Genomic DNA, 20,012 nt, shown 5'->3' on the forward strand with positions numbered 1-20,012 from the left:
CTTTTACTTGCGTTCCGAGCCGCATGCATATCCGATGGGAAGAGTCCCCATACTAAGCAAAAAGTCATCCGATTTCCATAATCAGAAATCGTATAAGGATGGGTGATTGGGGGGTATTCCGATGATCAGGCTTCCTTGGAACAAGCAAAAAAAACGAAATACGGGAAATGGCGGAAAGCGGCAGGCCCCAAATTCCGCAAAGGAACGGTTCGAGGACGAGCCCATCACCGGGAATATCGAGGAGACAATCTCCCGTTTGCGGGATAGCTTCGACTACAGCGACGACTTCATTATACGCCGGTTTCTTGTGATGGGGGAAGTTCCCGCCGTCGTATGCTATTTTCCTCCGTTGACGGACGGAGGGCACCAAGAAGCGCTGAAATCGTTCATGACGATCGGCAACCGGATGGACGACGCGCCGGAACGAAGCGGCGCTCTGAAAAAAATGCTTTTGAACGACTACTTGTTCTCGAGCGACGGAAGAACCGAGACCCAATTGCAAATAGTAATCGAGGAGCTGCTGAACGGAAGCACGGTCGTTCATGTGGAAGGAATGGAAGAGGCTTTCGTCTTCTGCACCCGCAATATCGAGAAGCGTTCGATCAACCAGCCGGAGACGGAGCAAGTTATTCGCGGACCGCGGGAAGGCTTCATCGAAAATTTAATGACGAACATCTCGCTGATCCGGTACAGGCTGCAGACGCCCGACCTGAGGATCAAAATCAATAAGCTGGGCAAATACACCCGTACTTGCATTGGGGTGTGTTATATCCATGGCATCGTCGACCCGTCATTGGTCGAGGAAGTGCAGCGGAGGCTGTCCTTGATCGAAATCGACGGAATTATCGATTCCGGTTATGTGGAGCAATTTATCGAGGACAATCATTATTCTCCATTTCCGCAAATCCAGATTACGGAACGTCCGGACAAAGCGGTAGCCAGCCTGCTGGAAGGCCGCGTCATCATTTTGGTCGACGGCTCGCCGATAGCGCTCATCGCGCCGGCCGTCTTCAACCAATTTTACCAGACGAGCGAAGATTACGCGGAGCGGTTCCTGCTGGTCAGCTTCATCCGGCTTGCCAGACTTCTGGCTCTGTTGTTCTCGCTTTCCTTTCCGGCGCTTTACGTCGCCGTCATCTCTTTCAATCCGGAGCTCATCCCGACCGAATTCGCCGTCGCGGTGGCGGGCGGACGAGCCGGAGTGCCCTTTCCGGCAGTCGTGGAGGTGCTCGTCATGGAAATATCGATGGAAGTGCTGCGGGAAGCGACGATCCGGCTGCCGCAGCAGGTAGGGGGCGCCCTGTCGATCGTGGGCGTTCTCGTAGTAGGTCAGGCGGCTGTTGCCGCAGGCTTTGTCAGTCCGATCACGGTCGTCATCATCGCCTTGACGACGATCGGTTCGTTCGCGACTCCAGCGTACAATGCCGCGCTTGCGCTTCGCCTGCTCCGATTTCCGATTATTATCATCTCCGGGATGTTCGGTTTGTATGGCGTTATGGTCGGCCTGATCGTGATCAACAATCATTTGTTGTCGCTGAAATCGTTCGGCGTACCTTACTTGAGTCCGATCGTGCCGGGCAACTTTGAAGCGATGAAGGATACGGTATTCCGCGCTCCGCTCTGGTGGATGAAGCGGCGTCCGAACATGCTGCATCCGAGGGATCATACGCGAGTAGGCACAGAGAGCTTCAATAAGCTGGAGCATACGAAGCAAAGCACGCTCGATCCGCGCAAAGCAGGCAATAAGGAGACAGGAGGCAGCAATGGACAATCCGCGTCAAATAACGGCGATTCAGGCGGCCAACGTTCTGATTAGTACGATTATCGGTGTCGGCGTTTTGCCTCTGCCTCTGTTCGCCGCCCGTGGAGCCGGTACCGGTGCGCCGCTTCTGACGGCGATGTCGGCAATGGTCTCCTTTGTCGGACTTTACTTCATCACCAAGCTCGGACAAAGATTCCCGAGGCAGACGATAATCCAGTACAGCCAAGATCTGATCGGGAAATGGCCGGCACGTCTCGGCGCGGTACTTATCATTGTCTTCTTCGCGGAACTGACGGCACTCGCTTCCCGCGAATTCGGGGAAGTGGTCGTTACATCCGTTTTGAAGAAGACACCGCTGGACGTAACGGTTATCGTTATGCTGCTGTTGGCCGCCATGTCCACCCGGTCGAGCATCACGACGTTTGCTTACATCCATCATTTCTACGTCCCGTTCATCTTGTTCCCCGGCCTGCTAATTATCGCCCTTTCGCTCAAAAACGCCAATGGGATGTATCTTCAGCCGTTCTGGGGTCAAGATATGCATCAGGTTTGGCGCGAGCTTGGGACGATTGCTTCTCTGTTCAACGGAGCCTTCGTCATGACGATGGTAATTCCGGCCATGCGCAATCCGCCGCGCGCGATGAAAGCCGCCATATGGGGGATGATTATAGCCGGAGGCTTCTACATCTTGATCGTGACGGCGACTGTGGCCGTATTCGGGCCCGAAGAGACGAAGCTGCTGCTGTGGCCGACACTGGAGCTGGCAAAGGTCACTTCTTTGCCCGCCAACATACTGGAGCGGCTGGACGCGGCGTTTTTGGCCGTTTGGGTAACGGCCGTATTTACGACGTTATACTCGACCTATTATTTCATGATTCATTCGATCAGCCAGCTGCTGGGGCTGAAGGACCACAAATTTTTGTCGATGCTGGTGCTGCCCTTCGTGTTCACGCTGGCTATGTACCCGCAAAACGTGATCGAAATGTACCTGATCATATCGTTTGTGGGCCGGATCAATCTCGTTGTGACGATCGCTTACCCGCTGCTGTTGTTTCTTATCGCGCTAGTGCGCAAGAAAGGAGGGAGCACCGGTGAAAAGCAACGATCGACTAAAGGAGGGGGGCGCGATCGGAAGCCGGATCCGGCCTAAGCTCACCTTCATGCCTTTGCTTGCGGTAGTGTTCATGACGGCGATCTTGACGGGATGCTGGGACAGGCTGGAGATCGAAGAGCGGGCTATTATTTTGGGCGTGGCGATCGATACGGCTCCGGAGAGCGAAGTGAACAAGCCTTCCAATAAAACGTACGTCGGGAAACAAGTTCCGGTCACCAATTCGCCGATGCTCCGCGTAACGGTGCAAGTTGCCGTTCCCGGCCGCATTCCTCTCGGCTCCAGCGAATCCGGCGGAGGTGCAGGGACGGGGAATAAACCGGTGTGGGTCGTCGATGCGGTCGGCCATACGATCGACGAGGCTTTTAGCGTTCTCCAGCGCAAAGTTGCGCATAAGGTGTTCTGGGGGCATCTTCGGGTTATCGTGATAGCCGATGAAGTCGCCAAGGCGGGATTATCGAATATTGACGAATATTTACGGCGCAATCCGGAAATACGCCGTACGAGCTGGATCGTAGTGTCGGAAGGCGAAGCGGGCAAATTTATGCGGGTAGTCCCCCAATTGGAGCGGGTGCCGATCCTTTATATTTTAAGCACTATGGAGCATGCGGTTAAGATGGGAAAACTGCCCAATGTTTTCGCGGGCGTATACTGGTCAGCCGCTTCCTCCAAAGGGAGCGATCCTTACTTGCCTTATATCCGAATGGTGGAAGGCGGTACTTTCGAGTTATCCGGGCTGGCCTATTTCCGTTCCGACCGGATGGTGGGCGTAACCGAGACACTGGAGATCGGAGCCTTCATGGGGATTAAAAATATACAAACGGGAGGCTATTCCGTCCTCGTGCAAATTCCCGGAACGGAGACGGCCGTTGTGTACCAGGCTACCCATAGAAAGGCGCGAATCGATGTGGCTATCCGCAACGGAGAGCCGGTGATCAACGTGAAGATCCATAATGAAGGGAATTTGCTCGAGAAATCCAATGAGAAGGTTCAATTGTCCCGCGAGGTCATTACCGATATCGAGAAAGAGCTGAACAAACAAACCTTGACCAACTATCGCCGGCTGATCCGCAAGACACAGCAAAAGGGATCGGATATATTCGGCTTCGGCGAGCAGGTCCGGGCCAATAAATCTTCTTATTGGAACAAGGAAATCCGCACGAAAGAGAAATGGGAGGAAGTATACAAGGAAATCGACGTCAAACTGCAGGTTACGTTCAGCGTGCGAAGAGTGGGAGGCAAGACGATTTGACCGGGTCAAACGGATAAATGCGAGGAAACGGAGGGGAACGAATGACCCAAGGAACGAGTTACGTCGGCTATTTGAATTACATCACGATGCTGTTTTTGGCTAGCGGCTTGTTTACGTTATGGGTGGATATCGGCCATTACAACAAAGAAAAAGGCTTGGAGAAGGAACGCAAAATCGCCATTTTTTCGGGATGGATGAATATAACCCTGGGCGTTCTTATGTTGATCGGAAGCTGGCTGTACAAAAGATATATATGGTAAAACCATGTCGGTATCGGATAATCAGACCGCCCCGGACGATCGCGGGTTAGCGGTCTTTTCTTCATTTTCTGAAAATATTCGGCTGCCGGGATGCAAATCCGGCCTATCTGTGATATAGTACGTCCAAACAACGCAGAGGGCAGAATGGGAGATTCGCGATGACTTATAAACTAGTATTTTTTGATATTGACGGTACGCTCGTAAATGAAGAGAAGCAAATCCCGCAGGATACGATCGAAGCGGTCCGCAAGCTCCAAAGCCGTGGTGTGGAGGCGGTCATCTCGACAGGGCGGGCGCCTTATTTCTTCGCTCCTATTGCCGAGAGGCTCAACATCGATTCTTACGTCAGCTTGAACGGGGCCTATGTCGTTTATAAAGGAAAGCCGATCTTCCAGCGGGAAATTCCTCGCGAAAGCGTCGAAGCGCTGGTGAACCATGCGGCCAGGCACAATCACTCGCTCGTATTCCAAGGACATTCCGCTTTTTACGCCAACGAGCCGTCCCATCCCCATATGGTCGAGTCGGTCACGTCGCTGAAGGTCGATCTGCCCGGCTTCGATCCGCATTTCTGGCAAAACGAAACGATCTATCAAATGTTTCTGCATTGCGAGGCGCACGAAGAGCACCTGTACCATGAAGCCGTGCCCGGCCTCCGCTATATCCGCTGGCACAGTAAGGCGATGGACGTGCTTCCGCTCGAAAGGTCGAAAGCCCAAGGCATCGAGGCGCTGCTTGCGCACCTGAATATGACGCCGCAAGAAGCCGTCGCGTTCGGGGACGGGTTGAATGATAAAGAAATGCTGACGAGGGTCGGTCTCGGGATCGCGATGGGTAATTCGCACGAAGAGCTGAAGCCGTACGCCGACTATATTACGACGCATGTCGATGAAGGCGGTATCCGTAATGGACTGCGGTACGCGGGATTGATCGGGTAATCATATCATAGTGCAGCCGTTCGGATACCGGACGGTTGTTTTTTTAGCTGCATGAAGTCAATCGACCAATTTCAATAGGCGGCACAAGGCGTACAAGTAATAAACGCCGCGAAGCTGCTGCCGATTCGTTTGATGCATAGTTCAAAGTATCCCGGGCGATTTTCCCGGCATGTTCCGCGTCATCGTGATCCATCTGAGCGACAGCTTGCTTCAGTTCGACCACGGTGAGCGAATATAGAGCCGGCCGCAATGCGCGAAGCAGCGAAATTTTGCGTATTTGGGAACGGTTGAACATCCGGTAACCATTTTGCGGGTTGCGCGATGATGTAATGAGTCCTTGCTTCTCCCAATGCCGAATCGTGGAGCTCGGGATGGAGGTCTCCGCAGCACTATCCGGGCATTGTCGGGCTCAGTGAGGATGATTTCAGAAAACGGTTGGAGCCTCTCCGTCAATCCACCGATGATCTGGATAGGACCGGGAAACAAACGCAAGAGGGTTATGCTCCCTTTATCATCGTCGTCAATAGCGGCTGGGTGGATGGAGAAAGAGCGATGCATCTCGTAGAACGGAAAAACAAAACCGGATTTAGCGTCATGGATTCGGACGACATCAACCGGTTCAAACCGATCGAGGGGATCACGATTCCCGACGGCATGGCCTATATGCTGGCCGATATCGATACCGGCAAACAAACGCTCAACGTCACGCCGAACGAAGCGCTCCCAACCATACTGCAGCAAAACCGTTCTCCGCTCACGCTGGAGGAGGGAATCGCCCTTATTACCCACTACCCGGAGTTATTGGGCAAAAATAACGGCTTCTCGTTGCTTGCCTCCCGCTGCGGCGACCGCAGAGTGACCGCATTATGGATCAGCGGCGGCAGACCGAAGCTCGGCTGGTGCTGGGCCGGCAATCCGCATACTTGGCTCGGCTCCGCCTCCTGCGGCGGCAGACGGGGATTACCGGCGGGCAATTCTTTGTAGAACCGGCACACCTTCCCGCGGGCGGGCCTACGGTCGACAATACGCACTTGCTCGCGATTTTCGATGCTCCGGTACCGGAATTCATCGGCGGTTCCGACCTGCTGCGGCTGATGCCGGCAAGTGTGTTTGCCAAGACGTATTGTCTCGATGAGACTAAAGTGAAGGAGACGCTCGCGCCCATTACGGAAACGGTTGTCATCGGACCGCCTAGCGACTGCAAGACTCCCGCTCAGGCGCAAAGCATGGGCGCGGCCGCGCCGGTCTCCTCGAATCCGACGTACTTCCATCGGCAACGGATGGGGAAATCCGTATCGTAACGGCCGCTGAGCGCCGGCATTGCATAAGGCCATCCCGAAGTCGGAAATTCAATCGGGAATGGCCTTTCTTCCGCTATTGATCGTCTCAGTCTTTAGCCGAATCGAGCAAAGCGGCGTTGATCCCGTTCAAGAATGCCTGCGCACTCGCTTTGATGATATCCGTGTCCATCCCGCGTCCGGAATAAATTTTGCCTTGATGCTCGATTCGGATGTTGACGCGGCCGATCGCTTCCTTGCCTCTGGACAAGCTGCTGATTTTGTAATCCTTCAGCTCCACGTCAAGACCGGCCAGCGTTTTGATGACGCTGTACAGCGCATCGATCGGCCCGTCTCCTACGGCGCTGCCTTCCAGCATCTCGGAGCCCTTTTTCAATTTGACGGTTGCGGTCGGGTGCAGGTCATTGCTGATAGCCTGGAAGGAGACAAGCTCATACAGATGGCTGTCGTGATCCGCAATCGTGCGATGATTCGTCACGAGATAGAATACGTCGTGATCGTACACTTCTTTTTTGGCGTCGGCCAGTGTCAGAAATTTCTCGAACAGCTGCTCGAAGTCCGCGGCATCGCTCGTGTCGAAGCCGATTTTCTCGACGGCGTTTTTGAAGGCGTGCCGGCCGGAGCGTGCGGTCAAAATCAGCTCCATACTGTCCGCGCCGACTTCTTCGGGCGACATGATTTCATAGACCCGCTTATCCTTCAGCAGTCCGTCTTGGTGGATGCCGGACGAATGGGCGAAGGCGTTCTCGCCGGAAATCGCTTTGTTCACCTGCACATCCAGACCCGTCAAGTGGCTGACCAGCCGGGAAGTGCGGAGCAGCTCCTTCGTATTGATGCCGGTATGGCAATTGTAGTAATTTTCCCTCACCTTGAGTCCCATCACGACTTCCTCGAGCGACGCGTTGCCGGCCCGTTCGCCCAGCCCGTTGATCGTGCACTCGATTTTCTCGGCTCCGTTCTTGATGGCACTGAGCGTATTGGCCGTGGCCAGACCGAGGTCGTTATGGCAGTGGACGCTCAGGATGACGTTCTCGTTCAAATTTTTCAGCCGTTCGTTCACTCTGCGGATCAGATCGCCGAACTCCTCCGGAACGGCGTAACCGACCGTATCGGGCACGTTGATCATAGTCGCGCCGGCTTTGACGACGGATTCGATCGTTTGCCACAAATATTCGAAGTCCGACCTTGACGCGTCCTCCGTGGAGTACTGCACTTGAGGTAGTAGCGTTTTGGCGTATTTGACCGCATCGACCCCCATCTGCATGACGGCTTCCTTGGAACGGTTGAATTTCTTCTCCACATGAATGTTCGAGGTGCCGAGCACGATATGGATGAGCGGATTTTGCGCGAGCTTGATGCTTTCGTATACGGCGTCGATATCGTTTTTGACCGCACGGGCAAGCGCGGTGACCGATACGGTGTCTCCGACGGTGCGGGCAATTTCCCGGACCGCTTCAAAATCGCCGGCCGACGAGGCGGGGAAGCCCGCTTCGATAATATCCACATTCAGTCTTTTGAGCTGCTGGGCGATCTCCACTTTCTGATGTATGTTCAATTTGGCACCGGGCACTTGCTCTCCGTCGCGCAGTGTCGTGTCGAATACATAAATTTTACGGCTCATCCTAATTACCTCCTTGGTATTGTTCGGTTCCGTGACAGTGCCTATATGTGAAGCGGGGTTGATTGAACCCGGAATTCAATCAACAAAAAAACCCCGTCTCTACGTATAGAGACGAGGTTGAACCCGCGGTACCACTCTAATTCATTTCATACGAAATGAGCTCTTTCGATGGCCATCACCATCTATCCCTGTAACGGTGGAATTCCGTCTTACCCTACATGATTCGGGCAGCTGTTCATAGATGAGTTCGAAGTGGATGACGCTGCCGTTTCGCACCGACCAACGGCTCTCTGAAAGGTCATTTCCGTTCTACTATTTCTAATCGCAACATTTGATTATAAAATTTAATGATTATAATATGCCATCGAAATCGGTTTGTCAAACATTTTTTGACGAACGTTCGCGGAATTGAACATTGCCGGGTTATCGGCCCCCATTACAACCGATGCTCCAAACGGTATTGCTTCGGGGTCATCCGGCAATTGTTTTTAAAGACGCGGCTTAAATAAAAGCCGTTCTGGTAGCCGCAGCATTCGGATATTTGGTCCAGCGTCAAATTCGTTTCGGCAAGCAGCTTCTTCGCTTTTTCGATTCGAAGGGCGGTCACATATTTGATCGGGGTCGTCCCCAGCTCGGCATGGAACTTCTGGCATAGCTGCACGCGGCTGACGCCGAGGGATACGGCTATCGCATTCAAGCTGAACCGCTCGAACGCATGCGCCTGAATGAGCTTGGTCGCCTTCTGCATAAGCGGATCGGAAGACCGCGGGGGTTCGGCGGTCGGCAGCTGTTCCTCCTGTTCGCAGTACATCAGCCAAATATGGTGCAGGTAATGGCTTCTGCCGATCATGCTCCAACGCTCGTCCAGAAAGTTATGATGCTTCATGGCGGCGTAGTCGTCCATCAGCTTCTCCGTATTGCGCAAGCTGACTTTCCCGACCGGAATGCGGTCGAGACAGAGCGGATCGAGCTCGTTCCCTTGATCGTCTCCCCAGCCCATCCGGAGAACGAATAAGGTTACCGGAGAAATGACGACCCTGCGAAAGACGACGCCCGGCGGACAAAACACCAGATCGCCGAAGGAAGCGGTTGCACGATGGTTGTCGATCTCGTAATAAAACGACCCGTCTTCCACCGCAAAGACGAGCCACTCGCTTTGAACGCTTTCGTATTGAAAAAATTGCTCGCGCCGGACTACGTGCCGGAAATATGTCAGCCGCGGTATATGTCCGCATAAAGGAAAAGACATCCCGAACCTCTCCCCGTCTGCATCATCGTCTTGATGGGACGAACTCCCGCCAATGCGGCGATCTTTTGTATATAGTTTACATTACAAAAGTGTATGGAGGAAGTAAAGCGTTTTCTCCTACAATAAGAAAGGGAAGCAGGCCTGCCGTACCTAAAAAAAGATAAAGGGGAGCGCTTGAATGGGCATGACCAAACGAATACCGATCACAGCAGCGGGCTTAGGCCTCGCGATTGCTATGCTGACCGCATCCTGCAGCGGGACGAGTAACAAGTCGGACGCGCCGGCGCCCGGGGCGGCGCCGAAATCGTATGCCGACGAGCCGGCCGAGCTCGTTATTTTCGGGGCGGTCGGCAATACGGAAGAAGTATGGAACGAAAGGTTCGGTACAGCGCTTAAGCAGAAATTTCCGAAATACAAATTCACCTATATCCAGGGCTCGGCCAAAAACACGGTGCAAAGCATGATCGCCGCCGGCCAAACGATCGATCTCATCCACGATTCGCTTGGCGGCATGCGCGGCAATATTATCGATAACGGGTACAGCTACGATTTGGCCCCGCTCATGAAGTCGCATCAAATCGACACGGGCCGGTTCGAGAAGGCGGTGTTCGATGCGCTCAGCGACAAAGGGAAGCTGTATGGATTTCCGCTGCACGACGGCGGGCTCGTACTGTATTACAACAAGGACATTTTCGATAAATTCGGCGTCGTTTATCCCAAAAACGGTATGACTTGGGATCAGACGATCGAGCTCGGCAAACGATTGACCCGCTCCGACGGCGGTGTTCAGTACCTCGGCCTTGGCGTTTCCGTCAATCACATGCTGACGATGAATCCGTATTCGCTGCCGTTCGTAGGCGAAACGGGCAAAGCGGCGATCAACACCGACGCTTACCGCAAGCTCGTCACCAAGTCGATTCTCGAGCCGACCGAGGAGAACGGATATCGGGAATATTTGGTGTCGACGAAAAAAACGATCGTCAACGATAATTTCATGAAAGACAAAAATTTGGCGATGTTCGTCATGAATTTTTATTTGCAATTGCAGCCGGACTTCAACACGTTCAATTGGGGAATCGTCAGCTTGCCGGTATTCGGCGATATGCCCGGAGTCGGCTCGCAGCCTTATCCGAACGGTCTGTTTATAACGAGCACGAGCAAGTACAAGGATCAAGGGATGGAAGTGCTGAACTATTTGGTTTCGGACGAATTCCAGATGCAGCTGTCGCGGAAAGGCTTCATCCCTGTCGTCAAGACGAAAGCGGTCCGGGATGCGTACGGGCAGGATACCGCCTTCAAAGACAAGCAGATCGCCGAAGCGCTGTATACGAACAAACCGGCCGTCCCGATGGCGCGCTCTGCGAACGAGGGCTTGGTGTCGTCTCCGCTCGGCGCGAACTTGATCAAGGTCATGACAGGCGAGATGGATCTGAACACGGCGCTGCGGGTGACCGAGGAGCAAGCGAATAAAGCGTTGGAAGAGGCGATGCGCAAATGAATGACGGGCTAAACGGCGGGCGGCCTGCAACCATCCCGCTGCCGACGGGTAACGAGGTTCATGGGGAGTATGACATCATGGTGTTCGGCGGCGGTTCCGCAGGATGCACGGCGGCCATTCAGGCGGCCCGGGCCGGAAAGCGAACGGCGCTCGTGGAGAAGAACGGCATACTCGGCGGCACGACGATCGTAGCCTCGGTTAATTTTCCCGGCTTGTTTCACGCCTGGGGCAAGCAAGTCATTCGCGGTATCGGATGGGAAATCATTGAACGAACCGCAGAGCTGGGCGGAGCTAAGCTTCCGGATTTCTCCGTCGTTCCGCAAAGACATTGGATGCATCAAATTTTGGTGAACCGGTTCATATACAGCGCCGTGCTGGACCGGATTTGCCTGGAAGCGGGCGTAAGCTTGCGGCTGCACGAAATGCCCGCCGCCGTTCTGAGAGGCGAGGACGGAATGTATGTCGCGCTCGTCGGCAAGTCGGGTTTGAAATGGTTCAAGACGAGCAAGCTGGTCGATGCGACCGGTGACGCCGACGTGGCGGGTTTGATGGGATATGCGCGCAAAAAAGGCGAACAGCTTCAGCCGGGTACGCTCATCAACGATATCGGCGGCTACGATCTGACGGCGATCGATGTCGACGAGCTGAATCGCACGTATGAGGAGGCGCTCCGGAACGGGGATGTAAGTCGAAACCGCCACGGATTGTATAACGACCTGAAGGCGGGACGGATCAACATGCACGTTCAAGAAATCGACGGATCGGAATCGGAGTCGAGAACGGTCGCGGAAGTGAAGGCGCGGCGGCATTTGCTGGACACCGTAACGATGCTGCGCCGGGTACCGGGGTGCGAGAAGATCGAGGTCCGTTATTTCGCGAACGAATGCGGCATTCGCGAAACATGGCGCATCGACGGGGAAGCGGAAGTCGACGAGCAGTCGTACGTTTCCGGTTATGTATGGCCGGATGCGGTGTGCTACAGCTTCTACCCGATCGATCTGCACCACCATAGCGGATTTCATATCGAGCAGAAAATGATCGAGCCCGGAATCGTTCCGACGCTGCCGTACCGGGCGTTAATTCCGAAAGGAAGCGACGACCTGCTCGTCGCCGGACGCTGCGCATCGGGGGACCGGATGGCCAATTCGGCCTTTCGCGTCCAAGCCAGCTGCATGGCTACCGGACAGGCGGCCGGCATGGCGGCGGCGCTCGCCGTCGAGCTTGATTGCTCGGTGCGTGACGTTCCGATTGCGCAATTGCGCGAACAACTGGAGCGGTTCGGCGCAATCGTTCCATAAAATCGGCATAAGGCCATCCCGAGCTTGAGAGCTCAACCGGGAGGGCCTTTTCTTTTCTTGGGGACGGGCCTGCATCATTTTAACGTTTCAGAATGTTTAAGTTCGCTAAAGCGTTAAAGCGAACAGCGACATTCTGAACCAAGAAAAACTTCCTCTGAATCGCGGTCGCTCATCCTGAAATACGTCGATAGACGATTTTTTTATATTGCCAATTAACTGCGTACATAATATACTGTTTATATCACATACAATTAAGAGGGCGGAAGGGAGAAGCGCAATGAGCAAGTTTGCCATAGAAGTCGAGGGACTGCGTAAAACGTTCGGCAAGCACACGGTGCTTGACGGCATTGATTTTACGGTGCCGGCGGGCACCGTATATGCGATGCTCGGCCCGAACGGCGCCGGGAAAACAACGTTAATCCATATCCTGTCAACGTTGGTCGCTCCGGACGAGGGCTCCGTTCGGGTAGCCGGGTACGACGTAGTGACCGAGAAGCACGATGTCAAGCGATCGATCAGTCTTACCGGGCAGTTCGCCGCAGTCGACGAGGTGCTGACCGCTTCGGAAAATTTGCGGATGATAGGCAGACTTTGCGGGCTTACGGCCGCACAATCCCGCGCTCGAACAGATACGCTGCTTGCGCATTTCGACCTCAAGGAGGTTGCCGACAAGCGTGTGAAGACGTATTCGGGCGGCATGCGCCGGCGGCTCGATCTCGCGATCAGCCTCGCAGCTACCCGGCCGGTGCTGTTCCTGGACGAACCTACGACGGGACTCGACACGATTAGCCGGCGCGCCTTGTGGGATATTATTTTGCAGCTGAAAGAGCAGGGCATCACGATTTTTCTCACGACTCAATATTTGGAAGAGGCGGATCAACTGGCCGATCTGATCGCGGTCATTGCCGACGGGCATATCGTTGCGACCGGAACGGCGGAGGAATTGAAGGCGCGAGTGGGCGGAGAAGTAATCGAGCTGCGTAATGCGCAGGACGAATTGATCCAGACGATCCCGACTACGGGAAGTATATCCGATGTGAGACGTACGCTTAACGAGCTGTCCTCCAAAGTTTCCCAAGAAGCGCGGGTGAGCATTCGCAAGCCTAGCATGGATGACGTGTTTCTCGCTTTGACAACCAAAAAATTGGAGGGAGCGGCGGTACTATGACAACTCCTTCTCCATCGTCCAAGTCCGTGTCGTTCGGCGTTACGAACGCCATCTTCATAGGGCGGAGCATTCGCCTCAGCTTGCGCAATACCGAGGCATTGATTATGGCCATTATGCTTCCCGTCATGCTTATGCTGCTGTTTACCTATGTATTCGGCGGGGCGATCGATTCGAGCGGGAATTATGTGAACTACGTGGTGCCGGGAATTATATTGCTGTGCGCCGGCTTCGGTTCGTCCAGTACGGCCGTCGATGTGGCCCAAGATATGACGAACGGAATTATCGACCGGTTCCGGACGATGCCGATATCGAGCCTAAGCGTTATTACCGGGCATGTCGCAGCAAGCCTTGCCCGTAACCTGATTGCAACCGGCGTAGTCATTAGCGTTGCTTTGCTTGTCGGCTTTCGGCCTTCCGCCGGCGCTTTGGAGTGGCTCGGGGCATTGGCCGTCATCATTCTGTTCATTCTGACCTTCACTTGGCTGTTCGCTGCCATCGGATTAGTGACGGGCAGTCCGTCGGCAGCTGCCGGATACGGGTTCATCCTGCTGTTTCTTCCCTATTTATCGAGTGCCTTCGTACCGACGGACACGATGCCGGGCTGGTTGCAAGGGTTCGCGAACAACCAGCCGATTACGCCGGTCATCGAAACGATTCGCGGGCTTCTTACCGGCACCCCGATCGATGGAAGCGTATGGCCGGCGATCGGGTGGTGCTTGATCATCTTGCTTGTATCCCTCGTATGGTGCGTTTTGGCATTCCGTGGCAAAGCGGGACGGAGGTAAGGAGAACTAACAGAAAGAACAGCGGCTCGAGCTACTCGAATCGCTGTTTTTTTGCTGCATAGGAAATTATGTGAAGCTAATTTCTGTGGATAACGGGGGCTCCCCCAGAAGTAATCGGAATCGGCTTCAGAGGCCAACTTCACTTCTGGGGGAATACTGGGGGGCTCCACCAGAAGTAATCGGAATCGGCTTCGGAGGCCTGCTTCACTTTTGGGGGATTTGTTCCTGCCAAAATGTTTTCACAAACTTGAAGTATTGACATTCAAGTAACTTTAAGGTGTACGATAGTGACGAAGGCAGGAAACAAATGGGGGGGACTGAGGATCAAGCTCTATTTTCAATTCGACGGCGGGTTTATTATGGTGCCTTGGGATCGGTTTGATGAAGGAGTCGATTGGTACCGGCAGCATATGGGGTGGAAACTGATCGACACGGCAACGGGTCCAGTGGGCAGGAAAGCGTTTTTTCGTTTGCCTGGGGGTGGACAGGCCAATCTGAAGTCTTTCGAAATCGATCTGGAGCATTTCAGCCAACACGATTATGCGGAAGGAAATTGCCGATTCTGCTTCCGTACGGCTAATCTGGAACAGGCGCTTGCTTATTTTCGGAAGCAAGGCGTACGATGCTCGGAGCCGGTCAAGCTGCCGGATGGTGCGGCAGCAGCCGACATCGAGGCTTTTGCCGGCGTCCGTCTGACACTTAGCGAAGATCGGGAATATGAAGGGAAATATCCGGAAGCGTTCGCGATCCGTTATGGGGCGAAACCTCTATGGCTTGGAGTTCGGGATCTTGAAGCCTCCATCCTCTGGTATGAGAATGTGCTTGGCTTGGAGCGTTCGGATACCGATTACGCGGAAAAGGGGTTTGCCTTGATGCGGGACGGCAAAAGCAAGTGGGACTACGTCTGGCTGCAGCAGCTCCCGCCGGGCTCTCCGCACAGGAAGGCGAATCCGGGTGCGCGACCGTACTTTCTGATCGAGGGAAGGGACGATTTTCTTCAGACCCGACGATGGCTGCAGGAGCAAGGCATCGAGACGTCCGAGGCGGTCGGCGAATGGTGGATGGGGTTTCACTTCTTCGACCCGGACGGCAATCGATTGAATGTCTGGAATTATTATTGATGCTAAAGCGAGGGCGGGAACTGCGATGGAACAGATGATGACGATTCAGACGTTTTCCGCCCGAACCGGGTTGGCGTCCAGCACGCTTCGCTACTATGAGACGGAAGGGCTCATTATCCCCCATGTCCGGGGCGATAACGGTTACCGTTTGTATACCGAAGAACAGATACCTACAGCGTTGAAAATACATTCGCTCCGTCAGGCCGATGTGAACCTGCGCGAGATCCGGTCGTTCCTCAGCGCCGATGATTCGGAGAAAATGAACTGGGTTCGCAAATGGCAAAGAGAGATCGATGCCAAGATGGCGTCGCTTCGGATCGCCAGTCAATACTTGCAGGGCATCCAATTGGATGATCCCTATATTCAGCTTATGAAGTGGGAGACGTCCGTTCCGATGATGTGGTTTCCGTTCAGGGTTGCGAGAAAGCTGAATCCGTATGAAGAGGCCATAAAGGAAAGAGCCGGGTATTTGGAAGAGGTATACGGTTTCCGCTGTCATGAGGCGTTCGTCAAGGCTGTGGAGGTGGACGGCAAGGAGATGGTCGGTCAAGCTGGATTTCGGCTTCCCAAATCGGCCCGCTCGGCTGAAGAGCGGGCCGCCGCAAATACGGATGGGAACCTGGAATGGATCGAGCCTGCTTTGTTCGTCACTTTGGAATGCAAGGCGTCAGACGCGTTCGCATGCTTCAGTTACATGCGTCTTGTGCAGAAGTTCGGATTCGAGCCCGCCGGTGAGAAGATGGAACGGTACGATTTGAACGACATGTCGACTTATCAATGGATGATTCCGGTATTGCATGCCGGCTCTGCTCCAGAGAGGAGAACGGATAGTTGAATCAGATTCAAGTACGCGGCGCAGCCATTCATAATTTAAAGCGTGTGGACGTGGATATCCCAAAAGGGGCGCTCGTCGTATTTACCGGCGTAAGCGGCTCCGGAAAATCAAGTCTTGCCTTCGACATCCTTTTTGAAGAGGGCCGCAAAAGATATTTGCAGTCGATCGGACTGCAAAGCGACGTTCCGGCAAGAGGAGGGGAGGCTCCCTTCGTTAGCATCCGGGGACTGCCGCCCGCGATCGCCGTCGAACAGCGGACGATCCGGCAGACGAATCCGCGAAGCATTGTCGGCACTCGAACAAAGCTGCTCGACGTGTTGAAATGGCTTTACGCCACCGAAGGCCGCGGCCCTGATGGTAAGCGGACGACGCTTCCGGTCGAGTCGTTTTCATTCCATCATCCGGAGGGGATGTGCGTTTCGTGCGGAGGCCGCGGGTTTCATACGTTTCTGGACGAGCTGCGAGTCGTCTCGGATCCGCGAAAGCGGCTGGAGCAGATCTGCATGGAAGGACGGGATTTCGGCCGGCAGCTCGTGAAGCAGCTTCCGAAATTCGCCGCGCTGTTCGGTTATGATTGGAAAACGTTGACTTTCCATCAACTGAAGGAAGAGGAGCGTCATATTTTTCTTCACGGTGCAGAGGACAAGTTTGTCGGGTATATTCCCTATATCCGTTCGAAGCTGACGACACCGAAACGGAAAGTGCTTTTCGAATATTTATTTGCCTCCAGGGCGACATGCGAGGTGTGCTCCGGATTCCGGCTCGCGGAAAAAGGGTTGAACGTCTTTATCGCCGGCAAACATTTGGGGGATCTAAGTACCGCGCCGATCGCTGAGCTCGGGCTGTTTCTAAAGGGACTGAAGATGGACGGATTTACCGAAGAAGGCCGGCACCTCGTCAATCAGCTCGTGTGGAAGCTGAACCTGCTGGAGGAAGTCGGTCTCGGTTACTTGACCATGCTGCGCACGCTTCCGTCGCTCAGCGGCGGCGAGCTGCAGCGGTTGTTTCTGATGAACCATCTCCAATCGGAATTCGATTCGCTGCTATACATATTCGACGAGCCGACGGCCGGCCTTCACGAGTCCGAGAAGCACGCACTGATCGGCAAGCTGCGTTCATTGACTGACGCCGGCAATACGGTGATCGTTGTCGAGCACGATTCGAATGTGATCCGAAACAGCGATTTTATCGTCGAGCTCGGTCCTTCGGCGGGCGTAAACGGCGGCACCGTGCTGTATCAAGGGCCAATATCGGGCTTCTCCGAAGCGCAGCAATCCGTGCTTGCCTCGTATTTATTCGGCAGGAGTATGCTTCCGCGCAAAAGCGGGCGCGGGTACCGGCATGTTCGCGAAGACGGTCCGAAGCTGGTCATCCGCAATGCGGGACTGAACAATTTGCGGCAAGTGACCGTGGAACTGCCACTCGGGGTGATGGTCGGGGTGGCGGGCAAATCGGGAAGCGGCAAGAGCACGCTAATCTCGGGTACGCTCGTGCCGCTGCTTGAACATAGCCTGAATATGACCGATGAGGAAGAGATGGAGGAGTCGGAGGAGAGAGGCACGCTGTCGGCTGCACTCGGCCGACTTGAAGGATGGGAATCGGTAACGGAATGCGTGATAGTGTCCCAAGCGCCTATCGGGCGCAGCCGGATGTCCACCCCAATCAGTTACATCGATATTTGGGATAAGGTCCGGGATTTGTTTCGCGGCCCAGCCGACTGCGAGAGAGAGGGTATACATCGGGACATTTCTCGTTCAATACCGAGCTGGGGGCATGCCCGCACTGTAAAGGAGATGGCTCGGAATCGCTGGGTATGGGGGCGATCGGCATTTTTGAACGTCCTTGTCCGGTTTGTGAAGGGTCCCGCTACAGGGCGGAAATATTGGAGATCGCCTATAACGGACAAAGCATCCATGACGTTCTATCCATGAGCGCCGAACATGCGCATGAATTATTCGCCGATCAGAAGGCGATTCGTGCGGGACTCGGCGTGATGATCCGGGTCGGTCTCGGGTATTTGTCGCTGGGGCAGCCCGCTCCGACGCTCAGCGGCGGGGAAGCGCAACGGCTGAAGCTGGCGAAAGCGCTTGGCAGACAGCATAAAACCGGCGCACTGTATGTACTGGACGAACCGACGATCGGACTCGGTGCGACGGATATCGAGAAGCTTATTGTGCTGCTCGACGAATTGGTCGAGCATGGGAATTCCGTCATCGTGACGGAGCACGAGCCGAATCTGCTGTCTTATTGCGATTGGTTGATCGAGATGGGACCAGGCGGAGGCAATCAGGGAGGGAGGATCGTCGCCGAAGGGGCGCCGCCCGACTTGGCGCGAAATCCCGCATCGCTCATCGGTCCTTACTTGGTATAGAACACAACTTTCGATTATTGGGAGGAATTATTCATGACAATGCGTGTCGAGAACGAAATGAAGGTCATTACGGTAATCAATTCGAACGTGTCGGGCTCCAGCTTTACAGACGTAATGGCGGAGAAGCTTGCCTTTGAAAATTGCAACGTAGCGAGGGCGACTTTTCACAATGTGAACATGTCGGGTATAACCATTTCGGATGCGAACTTGAGCGACCTGACGATCGACGGGGCTCAGTGGGGCGGAGCTACGATCCGCAACGTCGGATTTCTGAATGCAAGCGATCCTGATGCGAAGCCGCACCCTAGGTCGGTTAAGATCGAGAATTGCAACTTTCGCGGAGGCACTCTATCCGGCTGCGATTTGACAAACTTGCGATTAGATAACTGCGACATTGCAGGGCTGATTGTAGACGGTATTCGAATCGACGAATTGTTGGAGCAGTATCGTTCAAGAAGCAGTGTTCAATGAATTTGTATGGAAAAGAAGCTGCCGCAGGGCAGCCTTTTGTGTACAGGCAGCAATGACCGCTATCCGTTCTTCATCGACGTCTTGAAGGCAATATAGTGCTCGATGCCGTCGAGTATCCGTTCCAGCCCGAAATCGAAATCGTTGCCGACCGTATTGTCGTTCTCGTTCTCGCCCGTATACACGCCGGAAGCGACAATGGGGTACAAGTCCGGGAAACGATCCGGCTTGACCAGTTGTTTCAGGGCGGCGGTATAGTCCAGGCCGCTGAACGTTTCGGGACTGCCGCCCGCTTGGATAGCCCTTTCCATATCCCGTTGGATGATCCCGCACGACCGCGAATAGCTGCTTATTAGAAGCAGAAACGACATTTTTTCATAATCATTCAGCGGGAAGTCCCGCATGGACCGTAGTACCCAATCGATTACCTGCAGGTTATTAGGGGCTATGGGGACGCCAGTGATCGGGAGGTCGCCGAACCAAGGATGGTCCCGGAATACTTGAATACACGCCCTCACATACTCCCGTATATTTTCACGCCAATCCGTAATAGCTCCTTCCGAAGGAATCGGAATGCAGCATACGGCGTCCTGCATCAGGAACAGGAGGTCGTCCTTGCTGGCGATATATCGATAGAGCGACATTGTAGTAAACCCCAAATTTCCGGCAACCCGGTTCATGGAGACGGCGGCGAGCCCATCCTTGTCGGCGATCGCGATGGCCGCCTCGACAATTTTGACGATGCTCAGTTCGCCTTTCGGCCCTCTTCGCGACGGCTTGGCCAGCCCCCAGCTGAGCTTCGCTCCGTTAGGAAAATGTTTGAGTGCTTCTTCATCAAGCTGATCGCGGTTCTGCATCGATTTCTGATCCTCCGTAAAATATGTCCCGAGAAAGTGTTTACCCCGTAAACAGTATATCACATTTCGGATAACGGGAGGCGCATAAGGCAAGAGGTGTGAGAGCAATAGCCCCCACCTTGG

Annotated in this window: 19 protein-coding genes, 1 pseudogene and 1 other annotated feature; of the genes and pseudogenes, 16 read left to right on the forward strand and 4 right to left on the reverse strand. The window is 54.3% G+C overall.

Annotated features, from left to right (window positions below):
- Positions 1-121 precede the first annotated feature (121 nt).
- The 5 genes from FE783_RS17625 (at position 122) to FE783_RS17645 (ending at position 5,320) form a co-directional block, all read left to right on the forward strand.
- A complete protein-coding gene (locus FE783_RS17625; protein WP_138880703.1) occupies positions 122-1,816 on the forward strand; it encodes a spore germination protein in 1,695 nt (564 codons plus the stop codon).
- A complete protein-coding gene (locus FE783_RS17630) occupies positions 1,764-2,912 on the forward strand; it encodes a GerAB/ArcD/ProY family transporter (RefSeq protein ID WP_138880704.1) in 1,149 nt (382 codons plus the stop codon). Before FE783_RS17625 ends, FE783_RS17630 begins: the two co-directional genes overlap by 53 nt.
- On the forward strand, positions 2,854-4,125 hold the full coding sequence (locus tag FE783_RS17635) for a Ger(x)C family spore germination protein (RefSeq protein WP_138880705.1): 1,272 nt from the start codon (positions 2,854-2,856) through the stop codon (positions 4,123-4,125). Before FE783_RS17630 ends, FE783_RS17635 begins: the two co-directional genes overlap by 59 nt.
- Before the next feature lie 41 nt (positions 4,126-4,166).
- Complete coding sequence (locus tag FE783_RS17640; protein WP_138880706.1) at positions 4,167-4,385, forward strand: CLC_0170 family protein; 219 nt, start codon at positions 4,167-4,169, stop codon at positions 4,383-4,385.
- A gap of 158 nt (positions 4,386-4,543) precedes the next feature.
- Positions 4,544-5,320 (forward strand): Cof-type HAD-IIB family hydrolase, encoded by a 777-nt coding sequence (locus FE783_RS17645; protein ID WP_138880707.1) that lies wholly within the window; start codon positions 4,544-4,546, stop codon positions 5,318-5,320.
- 43 nt (positions 5,321-5,363) lie between these two features.
- Here FE783_RS17645 and FE783_RS17650 read toward each other — a convergent pair whose 3' ends face one another.
- Complete coding sequence (locus FE783_RS17650) at positions 5,364-5,693, reverse strand: MerR family DNA-binding transcriptional regulator (RefSeq protein ID WP_338015870.1); 330 nt, start codon at positions 5,691-5,693, stop codon at positions 5,364-5,366.
- A gap of 62 nt (positions 5,694-5,755) precedes the next feature.
- On the opposite strand from FE783_RS17650, the gene FE783_RS17655 reads away from it, so the two are divergent.
- Positions 5,756-6,304 carry a DUF5701 family protein gene (locus FE783_RS17655; RefSeq protein ID WP_238403128.1) on the forward strand — a complete coding sequence of 183 codons (549 nt, stop codon included), beginning with the start codon at positions 5,756-5,758 and terminating at the stop codon, positions 6,302-6,304.
- A 29-nt stretch (positions 6,305-6,333) separates the two neighbouring features.
- Positions 6,334-6,621 (forward strand): annotated as a pseudogene (locus FE783_RS17660) (cupin domain-containing protein); the annotation flags it as partial.
- Between the two features lie 85 nt (positions 6,622-6,706).
- Here FE783_RS17660 and FE783_RS17665 read toward each other — a convergent pair.
- Positions 6,707-8,239 carry a 2-isopropylmalate synthase gene (locus tag FE783_RS17665; RefSeq protein ID WP_138880709.1) on the reverse strand — a complete coding sequence of 511 codons (1,533 nt, stop codon included), beginning with the start codon at positions 8,237-8,239 and terminating at the stop codon, positions 6,707-6,709.
- A gap of 104 nt (positions 8,240-8,343) precedes the next feature.
- Positions 8,344-8,574 (reverse strand) — a binding site (T-box leader).
- 101 nt (positions 8,575-8,675) lie between these two features.
- The gene (locus FE783_RS17670; RefSeq protein ID WP_138880710.1) at positions 8,676-9,488 is read right to left on the reverse strand and encodes an AraC family transcriptional regulator; all 813 of its coding nucleotides are present in this window, start codon (positions 9,486-9,488) and stop codon (positions 8,676-8,678) included.
- A 184-nt stretch (positions 9,489-9,672) separates the two neighbouring features.
- Here FE783_RS17670 and FE783_RS17675 point away from each other — a divergent pair, with 184 nt between their 5' ends.
- The 9 genes from FE783_RS17675 to FE783_RS17715 all read left to right on the forward strand — a co-directional run bounded on the left by FE783_RS17675 (position 9,673) and on the right by FE783_RS17715 (position 19,035).
- Positions 9,673-10,986, forward strand: a complete 1,314-nt coding sequence (locus FE783_RS17675) for an ABC transporter substrate-binding protein (RefSeq protein ID WP_158301886.1) — start codon at positions 9,673-9,675, stop codon at positions 10,984-10,986.
- Positions 10,983-12,284: an FAD-dependent oxidoreductase gene (locus FE783_RS17680; RefSeq protein WP_138880712.1), complete on the forward strand. Its 1,302-nt coding sequence runs from the start codon at positions 10,983-10,985 to the stop codon at positions 12,282-12,284. The genes FE783_RS17675 and FE783_RS17680 overlap by 4 nt, the downstream gene beginning before the upstream one ends.
- 277 nt (positions 12,285-12,561) lie before the next feature.
- On the forward strand, positions 12,562-13,452 hold the full coding sequence (locus FE783_RS17685) for an ATP-binding cassette domain-containing protein (RefSeq protein ID WP_138880713.1): 891 nt from the start codon (positions 12,562-12,564) through the stop codon (positions 13,450-13,452).
- Entirely contained in the window at positions 13,449-14,237 is a 789-nt protein-coding gene (locus FE783_RS17690) for an ABC transporter permease (RefSeq protein ID WP_138880714.1), read from the forward strand. The genes FE783_RS17685 and FE783_RS17690 overlap by 4 nt, the downstream gene beginning before the upstream one ends.
- 287 nt (positions 14,238-14,524) lie before the next feature.
- A complete protein-coding gene (locus FE783_RS17695) occupies positions 14,525-15,358 on the forward strand; it encodes a VOC family protein (protein ID WP_138880715.1) in 834 nt (277 codons plus the stop codon).
- A 25-nt stretch (positions 15,359-15,383) separates the two neighbouring features.
- Positions 15,384-16,193 carry a MerR family transcriptional regulator gene (locus FE783_RS17700; protein ID WP_158301887.1) on the forward strand — a complete coding sequence of 270 codons (810 nt, stop codon included), beginning with the start codon at positions 15,384-15,386 and terminating at the stop codon, positions 16,191-16,193.
- Positions 16,190-18,124, forward strand: a complete 1,935-nt coding sequence (locus FE783_RS17705) for an excinuclease ABC subunit UvrA (RefSeq protein WP_138880717.1) — start codon at positions 16,190-16,192, stop codon at positions 18,122-18,124. Before FE783_RS17700 ends, FE783_RS17705 begins: the two co-directional genes overlap by 4 nt.
- On the forward strand, positions 18,121-18,564 hold the full coding sequence (locus tag FE783_RS17710; protein WP_138880718.1) for a hypothetical protein: 444 nt from the start codon (positions 18,121-18,123) through the stop codon (positions 18,562-18,564). Before FE783_RS17705 ends, FE783_RS17710 begins: the two co-directional genes overlap by 4 nt.
- Before the next feature lie 33 nt (positions 18,565-18,597).
- Positions 18,598-19,035, forward strand: coding sequence for a pentapeptide repeat-containing protein (locus FE783_RS17715; RefSeq protein ID WP_138880719.1), 438 nt, complete (start codon positions 18,598-18,600; stop codon positions 19,033-19,035).
- 59 nt (positions 19,036-19,094) lie between these two features.
- On the opposite strand, the gene FE783_RS17720 is transcribed toward FE783_RS17715, so the two are convergent.
- Positions 19,095-19,889: a TetR/AcrR family transcriptional regulator gene (locus tag FE783_RS17720; protein ID WP_138880720.1), complete on the reverse strand. Its 795-nt coding sequence runs from the start codon at positions 19,887-19,889 to the stop codon at positions 19,095-19,097.
- Between the last annotated feature and the right edge of the window lie 123 nt (positions 19,890-20,012).

The sequence above is a fragment of the Paenibacillus mesophilus genome (assembly GCF_005938385.1).
Lineage (GTDB): Bacteria > Bacillota > Bacilli > Paenibacillales > NBRC-103111 > Paenibacillus_AB > Paenibacillus_AB mesophilus.